Here is a 12,856-nt window from a genome sequence, read left to right as displayed (position 1 = left end):
CACTTCTCGTTGCCCAGCAACCAGTCGAACGACTCGGTCTGCAGAGCGAGAAGATCAGGAACTTCGAGGGGCTCCTGGATGCGCGCGAAAGAGACGCGACGGGGACCAGCGGGTACGGCGGAGGCGTTGCGCGAGGCTGCCAACAGATGTCCTTCCGAGGGCTCGCGGCGGACTGACTACACGCACGCCAGACAACCTCGCAACGTGAGCAAGCATCACGGGTCGTCAAAGGGCAGCGCAAAGGGGCAGTGTAGCCGAACGGCACACGCCTGTCCACTTCGCTCTCGCTGCATGCTCCACGTTGGTCGCAGCATCGCCCGTTCAGCCGCAAACGTCAAGCCCGCGAGCCCGACTTTTAGCCGCCTAGAGGCCCGGACGCTGGGTTTTCTCCCCAGTGTGATCGGGCGCCTACCGCCAGGCCCAAGACGATACCCGCGATCGTGGGCGGTTAACGCTCCGTCACCCCGGGGGTCGAACCCATGCCGACCGCCGGTGTAGCTGTGACTGGAGTACCCCTATCAAGGGCTCCACCAAACCTGATTTTTGGTAACAATTGACGGTAGCGGCACGCCCGGCGGCTCAGGCCGTTCCCAGCAGCGTGGACAGCCCCTCGACCAGCCATCGCCCGTCTTGCCTGACCATGACGAACCGGGCCCGGTTCTGGGTCACCTGTTGCTGGGGCCTGTCCTGGTTCGGCACTACTTTTACCGTAACCATGTTCACGAACAACAGGACCTCGACCCTGTCGGGCGTGGCGCGCTCGACGCCGGCGTCCACCACGGCCGCGGTGCGGACGGTCTTCTCGGCCTTGGCCTTGGACACCAGCGACGTGGTGAGCTCCTTGTAATGCCTGGTCAGCTCGCCCGTCGTGTACCCGCCGGCCCTGGCCAGGTCGGCCTCCACCGAGCGGTAGTCGTAGGAGAACATGTCGGGGGCGATCTGGCGGGCCGTGGCCATCGCCTCGGCCCCGGCTCCTTCGGCCCCCCGCAGGTCACGCAGGTCGAACCACATCCTGGGCACCAGCACGCCCGCGACGATCACCAGGACGCCGAGCAGCACCACAGTGACGGTTCTCACACCACCTGCACCACCTTCGACACCAGCCACACGCCGCCGACCTTGGTCACGTCCATCGTCCAGCGGTAGAAACGCTCCTGGGGCGGGCTCTTGGAGCCGTCCCAGCGGATCTCGGCGTCGGCCACCACCAGCACCTTCGCCGTGCCGCCGGACATCGACACCAGGCCGGTCGCGCGCAGGACGCCGTGCTGGACGACCTTGTTGGCGACCGTGGTGCTCTTGAGCTTGCCCGCGATGGCCTGGTAGCCGGTCCTGGCCCCGCCGGTGCAGGTGTCGAGGATGCGCTGCACGTCGGCGTCGACGGTCTTGTAGTCGAGCGAGACCAGGTTCTTGGCGTGGGTGCCGGCCGCGAGCAGGGCGGCCTGCCGGTCGTCGGCCAGGGCCTGCGCGTCACGCGCCTGGAGGGAGATCCACACTCCGGCGGCGACGAGCGCCGCCAGGGTCACGCTGAGGGCGGCCACGAGGATGCGTGCCGGGCGCGCGGGAAGTGCTCCCACCTGTGCTCACCCCTTCCGGCCGGTCGCCGGATCATAACCCGCGAGCCAGTCCTGAAGCCCTGGAATCGACGGAGGCGGTTGGGGAGCGGGGGCGTTGCGGGCGCCGCGCACGCCGGTCGCGCTGCCGCGCGGCTCCCTGCAGAACGCCTCCGGGTCGGGCGGCCGGGTGCTGACGTCGTGGGGCTGCCGCCTGTGTACGCCCTCGTAGCCGCGGGTGCACGGCCTGGGGACGTTGAGGTCGAGGTCGAGGCCGAAGTGCAGGCCGTCCCGGTCGACCACGGAGAAGGCGCCCGCGACGGCGGCCGGGTAGCCGATCAGGAGCTGCCGGAGGGCGGTGACCCGGGCGGAGACCGTCCCGCCCCCGATCACCAGGTGGGTCAGCAGCGGGCGCAGGTGGGGCGCGACGCCGTCGGTCAGGCGTTCGAGCTGCTCGGCCGCGCGCGGGGTGCGGCCGAGCACGTGGGCCAGGTCGCCGCGACCGTCCCGGAGCGAATCGGTCAAGCTCGCCAGATTCCCGGCGAATGCCTTCAGATGGCCCCCAGAGGCCCGCTGAGCGTCGAGCACGGTCTCCCCGTCGTGCAGGACCGCGACCGTCTCGGGGAGGACGCTCTCGGCCTGTCCGAGCAGCTTCTCGCCCGCCTCGGCCAGCCGCCGCAGGGCCGGCCCGTTGCCGCCGAGCCCCTTGTCCAGCTCGGTGACGACCGTCTCCAGGTCGCGCGGGTCGATCGAGGCCAGCAGGCGGTCGGTGTCGCCGAGCAGCCGGGACGTGGGGACCGGCAGCCGCGTGTGCGCGCGGTCGATCACGTCCCCCTCCCGCAGGTACGGCCCCGCGCCCCCAGCCGGCCGCAGGTCCAGGTACTGCTCCCCCACCCCCGACCGGTTGGCCACCACCGCCAGCAGGCCACGGGCCGGGACGGGGTCGCCGGACCCGAGCCTGACCACGGCCCGCGCGCCGTCGCCCGCCACCGCCAGCGACTCCACCCGGCCTATCGGCACCCCTCGGTAGGTCACCTCCGAGCCGTCGAACAGCCCGCCCGCGTCGGCCAGCTCGACCGTGACCCGGTAGGCGGGGTCGAACAGGTCGGCGCCGACCCGGGCGTACCTGACCAGCGTGTACGCCACCGCCACCACCCCGATCAGGGCGAACGCCAGCAGCCTGACGGTCATCGCGCACCGCCGAGCAGGTTGCGCAGCGTGGCGCCGGGCGAGGCGTCGACGGTCAGGTCGGTGTTGGCGTAGTCACCGCGCAGCATGGACGAGGCCGACCCCGGGAACGGGAACGTGATCGCGGTCGCCAGCCCCGACGCGACGCTGTCGCGCGCCCGGTCGAGGCCGAGCAGGAGTTCGTGCAGGCGGCGGAGGTCGGCGAGGGCGTCGGCCTGGGAACGCTCGACGACGCGGGTGGCGGTGCGGCCGAGCCGGTCGAGGGCGGCGAGCATGGCGGTCAGGCCGGCGCGCTGGCCCTTGAGCAGGGTGACGGCCGGGCCGATCTCGGTGGCGGTGGCCCTGATCGTGGCGCGCTGGGCGGCCAGGGTGCCGGTGAGGCCGTCGAGGGCGCCGATCAGCCGGACGATCTGCTTCTTGGAGCCGTCGAGCCCCGCGGCGAACGCGCCGAGCCTGCGCAGCAGGTCCTTCAGCCGGGCCGAGCGGCCGTCGAGCACGTCGGCCAGCTCGCGGTTGACGGTCGCGAGCTGGTCGAGGCCGCCGCCGTCGACCAGCAGCGAGGCGGCCGACAACACCTCCTCGACCTCGGCCGTCGTGCTCGTGCGGGCCGCCGGGATCGGGCCGCTCAGCCGTCCGCGCCCGGCGGGCAGCAGTGTGACGAACTTCTCCCCCAGCAGGCTCGTCTGCGAGATCGCCGCCGAGGTGCGGTCGGGCAGGGCGACGTCGCCGCGCACCTGGCAGACCACGTCGGCCCGCCAGTCGCCGCCCAGCTCCACGCCGGTGACCTCGCCCACGGTGACGTCGTCGACCTTGCACGGCGAACGCGGCACCAGGTCGAGCGCGTCGGCGAACCGGATGGTCACCGCGTACGGCCGCGCGCCCAGGTCGGCGCCGCCGGGCAGCGGCAGCGAGGCCACCCCCTCGAAGCCGCAGCCGGACAGGGCCGGCAGCAGCAGCGCCAGGACGAGCGGGCCTCTCATCGCACGGGTCCTTCCGGCAGGGGGTCGGGCGGCCGGACCGAGGCGGGCAGCGGGACCAGGTTCTGGATGATCGTGTCGAACCAGCGCCCGTTGCCGGTCGCGTCGGCGAGCTGCCGGGCGAACGGCCCGAGCAGGGCCAGCGACCGGTCGAGGCTCTCCTCCTGGCGGCGCAGCACGGCGACGAACGAGCGCAGCCGTTCGAGTGCCGGTCGCAACGTGGTCCTGTTGTCGGCGACCAGCCCGTCGATCTGCCCGGCCAGCACCACTGTGTTGACCAGCAGCCCGTGGACGACGGCCCGCCGCGCGGAGACCTCGCGCAGCAGCAGGTCGCCGTCGGTGACCAGGCCATGGAGGTCGGCGTTCCGGCGGGCCAGCAGGCCGGTGACGGTACGGGCGTGGCTGACCAGGTCGTGGAGGCGGGCGTCGCGGGCGGCGACGGTACGCGAGAGCCTGCCGAGCCCCCGGAGGGAGGCCCGGATCTCCGTCGAGGAGCCTTCCATGGTCTGCGACAGCACGGTCATGGCCGCGGCCAGGGCCCGCTCGTCGACGCGTCCCGCGGCCGCGCCCAGGTCGGCGACGGCGGGCGCGACCTCGTAGGGGACGCTCGTGCGCGACAGCGGGATCTGCCCCTGGAGCCGGCCGCCGCCCTCGGGGACGAGCATGACGAAGTGGGCGCCGAGCAGGGTCTTGATCCGGATGTCCGCCCTGGTCAGCGAGCCGAGCCGGACGTCGTCGGCCACCCGCAGATCGACGCGGACGTGGTCGCCTTCGAGATCGACGCCGGTGACCTCCCCGACCTTGACCCCGGCGATCATCACGTCGTCGTGCTCGCGCAGGCCCGCCGAGTCGGCGAACGCGGCCGAGTACGTGCTGCCGCGCGGCAGGCCGCCGACCGCCAGGGCCGCCACGACCAGCGCGAGGGCCACAATGATGCCGCCGACGCCCAGCGGCACGGGGTCGCGTCTCCTGAAGGGGGTCAGTGGCATCGCGGGCTCCCGTTGACGAGCTTCGGAGTGCGCACGCCGCCGCTCCTGACCGTGAGCGAGCAGAGGTAGAAGTTGAACCAGGACCCGTAGGAGCTGGCCCGGACGAGCCGGCCGAGACGGTCGGGGGCGCGGGCGAGGGTGTCCTCGACCAGGGCGCTCCTGGCGTTGAGCGCCTTGAGCAGCCCGTCGGCGTGCCGGACGCTCGCCCGCAGGTCGGGCCGGGCCCTGCGGACGAGATCGCCGGTGACGGCGGTGAGGCGGTCGAGGGTGGCCAGCGAGTCGCCGATGGCCTCGCGGTCGCCGGCCAGGCCGCCGATCAGGGCGCGCAGGTCGATCAGCAGGCGGTCGTAGTCGTGCTCCCGGCCGGCGATCTCGCCGAGCACCGTGCCCAGGTTGGTGATCACGCGGCCGATCACGGCGTCGCGGTCGGCGAGCGTGCCGGTGAGGGAGGCGATGTGGCCGAGCAGGGCCTCGACCGTGCCGCCCTCGCCCTGGAGCACCTGGACGATCTGCCAGCTCAGTTGGTTGACGTCCTGGGGGCGGATGGCGTTGAGCAGCGGCCTGAAGCCGTTGAACAGGGCTGTGACGTCGAGGGCCGGGCGGGTGCTCGTCACGCGGGCGCCCGGCGGCAGCAGGCCGGGGCCGCCGGAGCCGGTGGACAGCGTCAGGTAGCGGTCGCCGACGAGGTTGCGCCAGCGGACGGCGGCCACGACCCCGCGGGGCAGCGCGGTGGTGCGCCGTACGGAGAAGGCGACCTCGGCCCGGACGCCCGCCAGCGTGACGCTCTCGACCCGGCCGACCCGCACGCCGGCGATGCGCACCTCGTCGCCCTCGCGCAGTCCAGAGGCGTCGGTGAACAGGGCGTGGTAGACGACCGCGGCGGTGAAGCGGGCGCCCGAGATGGTGATCGCGAGCGTGGCCACGCACAGGGTGGTGACGAGGGCGAAGACGGCCAGCTTGAGCGCCGGCCCGAGCGTGCTCATCGCAGCATCAGCCTCGCCAGGTCGGCCGTGCCGTCGTCGAAGCGCACCCCCGGGAAGGGCACGGGCGCGTGGTCGGGCAGGCCGTAGCAGGCCGGGCCCCTGCGGTCGGCGTAGCGCGGGGTGTCCTTGCCCGGTTCGTACGGGTGCGCCGGCCGGACGATCTCCAGCACCGCCTTCGCGCTGCCGTGGCCGAAGGCGTTGTCCAGCAGCGGCCGCAGGCGGTCGAGGCCGCGCAGCACGCACGGGATGACGGGCGCGTGGTGGGCGGCCACGTCGAGGGCCGGGCGGAGGACGTGCGGCAGGCCGACGATGCCCGGCTCGTCCGTGCGCAGCAGGCGGTCGGTGGCGGTGGCGGCCCGGGTGACGGCCGCGCCGGCCGGGCCGAGAGGGGCGGCGGTGAGGGTGCGGCCGATCGCGGCGCTGTTGGCGAGGGTGCGCAGCAGGTCGGGGGCGGCCTGGCCGTACCGGGCGGTGACGTCGGCGAGCTTGGCGATGTCCCGCTTGAGCGCCGGCAGGTGGGGCTGGAGGCGGCGCAGGTAGGCGTCGGTTCTGTCCAGGGTCGTGCCGAGCCGGGCGCCGCGGCCGTCGAGAGCGGTGGCCAGGGCGTTCAGGACGGCGTTCAGGCGTTCGGGGTGGACGGCGCGCAGGTGCGCCAGCAGGCGGTCGAGGATCTCGGTGATCTCGACGGCGGCGGCCGAGGACCTGATCACGTCGCCGTCGCGCAGCGGGCCGCGCGGCGAGCTGGGCGGGATCAGGGCGACGTACTTCTCGCCGAACAGGGTCTTGGCGCGCAGCTCGGCGGTGGAGGCGCGGTCGACGTCGTGGTCGAGGGCCAGGGTGAGGCGGGCGCCGTGGTCGGCGGGCGCCAGGTCGGCCACCTCGCCGACCACGACCCCGTTGACCTTGACGTCGGCCCGGCGGTCGAGCTGCAGCCCGGCGGCCGGCAGCAGCAGCGTGACGTGCCGGGCGGTGGAGAACGCCTTCGTGTAGACGGCCAGCGTCAGGGCCGTGAAGGCGGCGATGATCGCCAGGAGCGCGACGCCGTGTCTCATCCGGCCAGCCTCACCGTCGTGGTCGTGCCCCAGATGGCCAGGCCGAGCAGGAGGTTGGCGACGTTGACCGTCACCAGCACCGCGCGCACGGCCCGCCCGACCGCCACCCCGACCCCGGCCGGCCCGCCGGTGGCGTGGAAGCCGTGGTAGCAGTGGATGAGGATCACCAGGACGGCGAAGACCATCGCCTTGCCGAAGGACCACAACACGTCGTAGGGCGACAGGAACAGCTCGAAGTAGTGGTCGTAGGTGCCCGTGGACTGGTCGTGCAGCACGGTCACGATCAGGCGGGTGGCGACGTAGGAGGCGAGCAGGCCGAGCACGTACAGGGGCATGACGGCGGCGAAGCCGGCGATCAGCCGCGTGGTGACCAGGAACGGCACCGGCGGGACCGCCATGACCTCCAGCGCGTCGATCTCCTCGCCGACCCGCATCGCGCCGAGCTGGGCGGTGAACCCGCAGCCCACGGTGGCCGACAGGCCGATGGCCGACACCAGCGGGGCGATCTCGCGGGTGTTGACGTAGCTGGACAGGAAGCCGGTGAAGGCCGAGCCGCCGATGCGGTCGAGACCGGTGTAGCCCTGCAGGCCGACCTCGGTGCCGGTGAAGAAGGTCATGAAGGCGACGATCGTCATCGTGCCGCCGATGACCGCCAGGCCGCCGCTGCCCAGCCCGACCTCGGCCAGCAGCCTGAGCACCTCGCGGCGGTGGCGCGCGCCGGCCGGGAGTGCCCTGATCGCCCTGGCGTAGAACTCGCCCTGCCGGTCGAGCGCCCTCATGACCGCACCAGCTCGTTGTAGACCGCGCTGATCAGGAAGTTCTCGGCGAACAGCAGCAGGGCGGCGAACACCACGGCCTGGTTGACCGCCTCCCCGACGCCCTTGGGCCCGCCCGCCGCGCCCAGCCCCTTGTACGCGGCGACGAGCCCCGTCGTGACCCCGAAGACCAGCGCCTTGCCCTCCGACACCCACAGGTCGGAGACCTCGGCCAGGGCGTTGAACGACTGCAGGTACGCGCCGGGCGAGCCGCCCTGGACGACCACGTTGAACAGGTAGCCGGCGACCAGCCCGACCGTGACGACCAGGCCGTTGAGCAGCGGCGCGACCAGCGCGCACGCGGCGACCCTGGGCACGACGAGCCGGTGGAGCGGGTCGACCGCGAGCACCTCCATGGCGTCGATCTCGTCCCTGATCCGGCGGGCGCCGAGGTCGGCGCAGATCGCGCTGCCGGCCGCGCCCGCGATCATCAGCGCGGTCACCACCGGGCCCGCCTCGCGGACGATGCCGAGCACGGCGGTGGCCCCGGTGAAGGACTGGGCGCCGAACTGGCGGATGAGGTTGCCGGTCTGCATGGCGAGCACGGCCCCGAAGGGGATGGCGACCAGGGCGGTGGGCAGGGCGCTCACGCTGACGATGAACCACGCCTGCCGGACGAGCTCGCGCACCTGGAACGGCCGTCGCGCGGCGGCCCTGGCGGTGTCGAGCGACATGGCGACGAACCGCCCGACCTCCGCCGTCACCATGCGCGGCCGATCGAACGCATGCAGTCACTGTCATAGGCCGCGAGGAGGTACATCTCGGTCGGATTCATGATCTAGGCGACGCCGTCGGCGTGGGCGTCGATCAGCCGGGGGTACTCCTCCAGCCAGTTGCGGCCGCGCTCGTCGACGAACGAGCCCTGCGGCGGGATCACGCCGTGGGCCGCCAGCCACCGGCCGGGCGGCTGCTGCGAACGGCGCAGCACGTTGCCGCTCGGCATGAGCTGCGGCGGGATCGGCGGCAGCCCGCCGGGGTCGTGCCCCATCTGGGCCTCGGCCTCCAGCTCGGAGACGTCCTTCTCCTCCGACATGCCGATCGGGCCGTGCCTGCGGGCGTTGAGGAACTGCCGCACCACCGGCTCGTCGCTGGACAGCAGCATCTCGCGCGGCCCGAACATGACCAGCTCGCGGCGGAACAGCAGCCCGATGTTGTCGGGGACCGTGCGGGCGGTGTTGATGTCGTGGGTGACGATCAGGAACGTGGCCTCGATGTCGGCGTTGATGTCGACGATCGTCTGGTTGAGGAAGGCGGTGCGGACCGGGTCGAGGCCGGAGTCGGGCTCGTCGAACAGGATGATCTCGGGGTCGAGCACCAGCGCCCTGGCCAGGCCGGCGCGTTTGCGCATGCCGCCGGAGATCTCGCCGGGCAGCTTGCCCTCGGCGCCGACCAGCCCGACCAGGTCGATCTTGTCCATCACGATCCGGCGGATCTCGGCCTCGGTCTTCCTGGTGTGCTCGCGCAGCGGGAAGGCGATGTTGTCGTAGAGGTTGAGCGAGCCGAACAGGGCGCCGTCCTGGAACAGCACGCCGAACAGCCGGCGCAGCTCGTAGAGCTTGCGTTCGGGGCAGCTCGCCAGGTCGTGGCCGTCGATCCAGATGTGACCGCGGTCGGGGCGCAGCAGGCCGACCAGCGTCTTGAGGAAGACGGACTTGCCGGTGCCCGACGGGCCGAGCAGCACCGAGATCTCACCCGCGGGCAGCGTGAGCGAGACATCCTCCCAGATGACCTGCCGATCGAACGACTTGGTCAACCCCTCGACCACGACCTCGACGCCCACTGGCCACCTTCCCGATCACAGGGAGCACTCAGGGGATAACGTGCCGCACACTTTACTTCCAGGATGGACTCACGGTAGCGGCGTTCCGAGGAATTGGAACCGGTTCCAATAACTTGTTACCCGGCGGTTATGAGACGTCGGGTCCAGTAAGGGCGCGCAGGCTCGGGCGCAGCAGCCGGGCGATGCGCTCCGGCAGGGCGTCGCGCAGCTCGGGCAGTTCGAGCAGCTGGTGGCCGACGGTCACGCCGAGCAGGATCGTGGTCATCAAAGCCGCGCGCAGGCGGGCGTCCTCGCCGGGGATCGACGCGGCGAGCCTGTCGACCTGGCGGGCGAGCGCCTCGCGGGCCGCCGTGCCCGCCTCGGGATGGGTGAGCATCGAACGCATCATCGCCAGCGAGCCCTGGGGCAGCTCGCCCATCTTCACGTCGAGGGTGCCGAGCAGGTGCTCGACCAGCTCCTCGGGGGTGGCGGCGGCCTCGGGGGCGGGCGTGGCGCGCACGGCGGCCCTGAAGAGCTCCTGCTTGTTGCCGAAGTACTGCATGACCAGGGCCGGGTCGACCTCGGCGGACTTCGCGACCGCCCTGATGGTGGCACGCTCGTAGCCGACTTCGGCGAACAGCGCCTTGGCCGCGTCGAGGATCCTTCCCTCGGTTCTGCGCCGCCGTTCGGCACGGGGAAGCACTCGCTCGCTCACGGTCCGACTCTACCCGTGTTGACCGTTCGCCCGAATTCGCTCTACGCTCGTTGAGTCAACGGGTGTTGAGCGAGATGTGAGGGGTTGTGGTCATGACCGTCGAGGAGATCGTCGGCGCCTTCCACGGCGCGATGCTGCGCAAGTCGGCCGACGAACTGGCCGACCTGTACGCGGAGGACGGCAGGCACGAGTTCCCGTTCGGCGGGCTGCCGCCGTTCGAGGGGCGGGAGGCGGTGCGGGCGGGGTACCGGGCGTCCTGGGGCGTCTCCCCCGCCGTGCCGCAGGAGGTGGAGCGGATCGCGTTGCACCGTACGGACGATCCCGAGGTGGTGGTCGTCGAGCAGAACGCGCACGTCAAGGTGGGCGAGCGGGCGATCACCGTCCCGGGGCTGCTGATGCTGCGGATCAGGGACGGCCGGATCGTCCAGTGCAAGGACTTCATGGACGCCAGCGCCATCGCCCGGGTCCGGGAGGCCGCGGCCCACGAAGCCGGGATCACTTCCGGGTGAGGTCGTGAGCTGTCCCGTTACATGCGAAAAGAGGCGGCCACACCCGGCACCAGGGTGTGTCCGCCTCTTCCGAAGAGCTGTGTGAAGTGGGAAGTTACTTCACGGTCACGGTGGCGCCGGCGCCCTCAAGGGCAGCCTTGGCCTTCTCCGCCTGCTCCTTGTTGACCTTGCCGTCGAAGACCGGCTTGGGAGCGCCGTCCACCAGGTCCTTGGCCTCCTTGAGGCCCAGGGACGTGAGGGCGCGGATCTCCTTGATGACCTGGATCTTCTTGTCGCCGGCGGCCTCGAGGATGACGTCGAACTCGTCCTGCTCCTCAACGGCGGCGGCCTCGCCACCACCAGCGGCGGCGGGGGCGGCGGCGACCGCGACGGGGGCGGCGGCCTTGACGTCGAAGACCTCTTCGAACTGCTTCACGAACTCGGACAGCTCGAGGAGGGTCATCTCCTTGAACGCGTCGAGCAGCTCGTCGGTGCTGAGCTTCGCCATGATGCTTTTCCTTACGTTTAGGACTTGCAGAAAACTAGGAACGGGACCGCGGAAGTTGCGGCAACCCCCGTGTTACTCGCCCGCTTCTTCGCGCTTGGCACGAAGGGCGTCGGCCAGCTGAGCCAGCTGCGTGGGCAGCGCGGCGAAAACCGCGGCGGCAGCGCTCTGCTTCGCCTTGAGAGCACCGGCGAGCTTAGCGAGGAGGACCTCGCGGGACTCGAGGTCGGCGAGCTTGGTGATCTCGGTGGCGTCGAGCGTCTTACCGTCGAGCACACCACCCTTGATCACCAGAAGGGGATTGGCCTTGGCGAAGTCACGCAGACCCTTGGCCGCCTCGACAACGTCGCCGTTGACGAAGGCGATCGCGGTCGGGCCCGTGAGCAGGTCGTCGGGGAACGACAGACCGGCTTCATTGGCCGCGATCTTGGTCAGGGTGTTCTTCGCCACGGCGAACTTCGCATTCTCACCAAGAGCAACGCGCAGCTGCTTGAGCTGGGCGACGGTGAGACCGCGGTACTCGGTCAGAACGGCGGCGCTGCTGCCTTCGAACTCGCTCTTGAGCTCGGCAACGGCTGTCGCCTTATCCGCCCTCGCCATGGGCCTCCTTCCAGGTGTGCCGCCGGCGAAGGCCCCTGGAAATGAGAACAGCCCCGGGCGCAGGGGCGCACGGGGCTCACATATGGAACTGCACCATATGGGAAACTCGCATCACACCTGCGCGGGCCGTCCACAGAACGTGGATCCTTCGGTCGCCAGGACTGATGCACCTGACGACGACCGGCGGTCTTCGGCAACGACCAGAGTACGTGCTGGTCGCCGAGTTTCCAAATCGGTTCTCAGTTGACGGTCGTCTTCGGCAGCTCGCCGACCTGGTCCGCGGGCGGGGCCTCGACCTTCACGGGCTCGTTGAAGCCCTTGAACAGCAGGGTGGCGTCCAGCGTCGCGCCCTCCTTGGAGCCGTTCAGGGTGAGCTTGCGGGGCAGGCCGTCGCCGGCCACCCAGATGTCGAACTTGACGTCCTTGAGCTCGGCGAGGTTCGTCCTGGCCTGCTGCTGCTTGTCGGCGGGCAGCTGGCCGACGGCGGCGTCCACGGGGAACGTGCCGCTGTAGTGGGTGGTGTCCGCGCCGTTGACGCTCTCGGTGCCGACCTGCTTCACGTCCTTGGACACGGTGACCAGCTTGGTCACGTTGGCGAGGTCGAACTGCTGGATCTGGCTGAGGTACTGGTTGACCTGGTTCTGGTCGCCCACTTCGTTGAGCGCGACCTTGATCCACGGCTTGGTGGCGCCGACGAGCTGCTTGAGCGCCTCGACCTTCACATAGACGGTGTCGCCCTGGAGGACGGCGCGCACGCCGCCCGGCAGGTTCCGGCCGCCCATGTCGACGGTGTCGAGGGTCAGGTCGACGGCGAGCTGGGGCTTGCTCTGGTAGAGCATGCGGCCCTGCACCTTGCCGTTGCCTTCTTGGGGGTGCGTCACGTTCGCGACGGCGTCCACCGTGTAGCTGGTGACCTCTGCGGTCTTCTGCGCGGCCTGCGCGAGCACCTCTGAGGCGGCCAGGTTGACCTGGATGGGCTGCACGTTCGTACCGCACCCGGCGACCGAGGCCGCGATGAGAGCAGCTCCGGCCACGGCGGTGGCGAGACTTATCCTGCGCTTCAGCATGTTTTGACCCTACGGTTGGCTTGTCCCATCGTGGCGACTTCCCCGCATAATTCGGGGAAAACCCAGGGTTATCCCCAATGCCGGGAAGTTAAGACGGCTGGCGGTCGAGTCAAGGTGTTCGGCCGAACCTGGGACATGAGAACGGAGATCCAGTAGAACGGGTGATCT

At 71.0% G+C, this 12,856-nt stretch carries 15 protein-coding genes; 1 reads left to right on the top strand and 14 read right to left on the bottom strand.

All coding sequences use genetic code 11. The features are described from left to right. Positions 1 to 579: 579 nt before the first annotated feature. The 11 genes from ABT158_RS50220 to ABT158_RS50170 form a co-directional block, all read right to left on the bottom strand. On the bottom strand, positions 580 to 1,077 hold the full coding sequence (locus ABT158_RS50220; RefSeq protein WP_352366435.1) for a hypothetical protein: 498 nt from the start codon (positions 1,075 to 1,077) through the stop codon (positions 580 to 582). After that, positions 1,074 to 1,574, bottom strand: coding sequence for an Rv1363c family protein (locus ABT158_RS50215; protein ID WP_352325417.1), 501 nt, complete (start codon positions 1,572 to 1,574; stop codon positions 1,074 to 1,076). Before ABT158_RS50215 ends, ABT158_RS50220 begins: the two co-directional genes overlap by 4 nt. Positions 1,575 to 1,580: 6 nt before the next feature. Beyond that, positions 1,581 to 2,741: an MlaD family protein gene (locus tag ABT158_RS50210; RefSeq protein WP_352366433.1), complete on the bottom strand. Its 1,161-nt coding sequence runs from the start codon at positions 2,739 to 2,741 to the stop codon at positions 1,581 to 1,583. After that, positions 2,738 to 3,718 (bottom strand): MCE family protein, encoded by a 981-nt coding sequence (locus ABT158_RS50205; protein ID WP_352366431.1) that lies wholly within the window; start codon positions 3,716 to 3,718, stop codon positions 2,738 to 2,740. The genes ABT158_RS50210 and ABT158_RS50205 overlap by 4 nt, the downstream gene beginning before the upstream one ends. Further along, complete coding sequence (locus ABT158_RS50200) at positions 3,715 to 4,704, bottom strand: MCE family protein (RefSeq protein WP_352366429.1); 990 nt, start codon at positions 4,702 to 4,704, stop codon at positions 3,715 to 3,717. The genes ABT158_RS50205 and ABT158_RS50200 overlap by 4 nt, the downstream gene beginning before the upstream one ends. After that, the gene (locus ABT158_RS50195; RefSeq protein ID WP_352366427.1) at positions 4,695 to 5,687 is read right to left on the bottom strand and encodes an MCE family protein; all 993 of its coding nucleotides are present in this window, start codon (positions 5,685 to 5,687) and stop codon (positions 4,695 to 4,697) included. The genes ABT158_RS50200 and ABT158_RS50195 overlap by 10 nt, the downstream gene beginning before the upstream one ends. Continuing rightward, a complete protein-coding gene (locus ABT158_RS50190; protein ID WP_352366425.1) occupies positions 5,684 to 6,739 on the bottom strand; it encodes an MCE family protein in 1,056 nt (351 codons plus the stop codon). Before ABT158_RS50190 ends, ABT158_RS50195 begins: the two co-directional genes overlap by 4 nt. Next, the gene (locus ABT158_RS50185; RefSeq protein ID WP_352366423.1) at positions 6,736 to 7,518 is read right to left on the bottom strand and encodes an MlaE family ABC transporter permease; all 783 of its coding nucleotides are present in this window, start codon (positions 7,516 to 7,518) and stop codon (positions 6,736 to 6,738) included. The genes ABT158_RS50190 and ABT158_RS50185 overlap by 4 nt, the downstream gene beginning before the upstream one ends. After that, positions 7,515 to 8,261 (bottom strand): MlaE family ABC transporter permease, encoded by a 747-nt coding sequence (locus ABT158_RS50180; protein WP_352325424.1) that lies wholly within the window; start codon positions 8,259 to 8,261, stop codon positions 7,515 to 7,517. Before ABT158_RS50180 ends, ABT158_RS50185 begins: the two co-directional genes overlap by 4 nt. Positions 8,262 to 8,332: 71 nt before the next feature. Continuing rightward, positions 8,333 to 9,334, bottom strand: a complete 1,002-nt coding sequence (locus ABT158_RS50175; protein WP_352366421.1) for an ABC transporter ATP-binding protein — start codon at positions 9,332 to 9,334, stop codon at positions 8,333 to 8,335. Positions 9,335 to 9,461: 127 nt separating this feature from the next. Continuing rightward, complete coding sequence (locus tag ABT158_RS50170) at positions 9,462 to 10,028, bottom strand: TetR/AcrR family transcriptional regulator (protein ID WP_352366419.1); 567 nt, start codon at positions 10,026 to 10,028, stop codon at positions 9,462 to 9,464. 92 nt (positions 10,029 to 10,120) lie between these two features. Between ABT158_RS50170 and ABT158_RS50165 the strand changes: the two genes are divergently transcribed. Next, positions 10,121 to 10,537: a nuclear transport factor 2 family protein gene (locus ABT158_RS50165; protein WP_352366417.1), complete on the top strand. Its 417-nt coding sequence runs from the start codon at positions 10,121 to 10,123 to the stop codon at positions 10,535 to 10,537. A 94-nt stretch (positions 10,538 to 10,631) separates the two neighbouring features. On the opposite strand, the gene rplL is transcribed toward ABT158_RS50165, so the two are convergent. The 3 genes from rplL to ABT158_RS50150 form a co-directional block, all read right to left on the bottom strand. Beyond that, positions 10,632 to 11,024 carry a 50S ribosomal protein L7/L12 gene (rplL, locus tag ABT158_RS50160; protein WP_185070580.1) on the bottom strand — a complete coding sequence of 131 codons (393 nt, stop codon included), beginning with the start codon at positions 11,022 to 11,024 and terminating at the stop codon, positions 10,632 to 10,634. Positions 11,025 to 11,096: 72 nt separating this feature from the next. Next, on the bottom strand, positions 11,097 to 11,621 hold the full coding sequence (gene rplJ, locus ABT158_RS50155; RefSeq protein ID WP_352366414.1) for a 50S ribosomal protein L10: 525 nt from the start codon (positions 11,619 to 11,621) through the stop codon (positions 11,097 to 11,099). A gap of 239 nt (positions 11,622 to 11,860) precedes the next feature. Continuing rightward, complete coding sequence (locus ABT158_RS50150) at positions 11,861 to 12,688, bottom strand: SCO4651 family lipoprotein (protein ID WP_352325430.1); 828 nt, start codon at positions 12,686 to 12,688, stop codon at positions 11,861 to 11,863. Positions 12,689 to 12,856 lie beyond the last annotated feature (168 nt).

The sequence above is a fragment of the Nonomuraea sp. NPDC001636 genome (assembly GCF_040298265.1).
GTDB lineage: Bacteria > Actinomycetota > Actinomycetes > Streptosporangiales > Streptosporangiaceae > Nonomuraea.
This window is presented reverse-complemented; position numbering and strand designations above follow the sequence as displayed.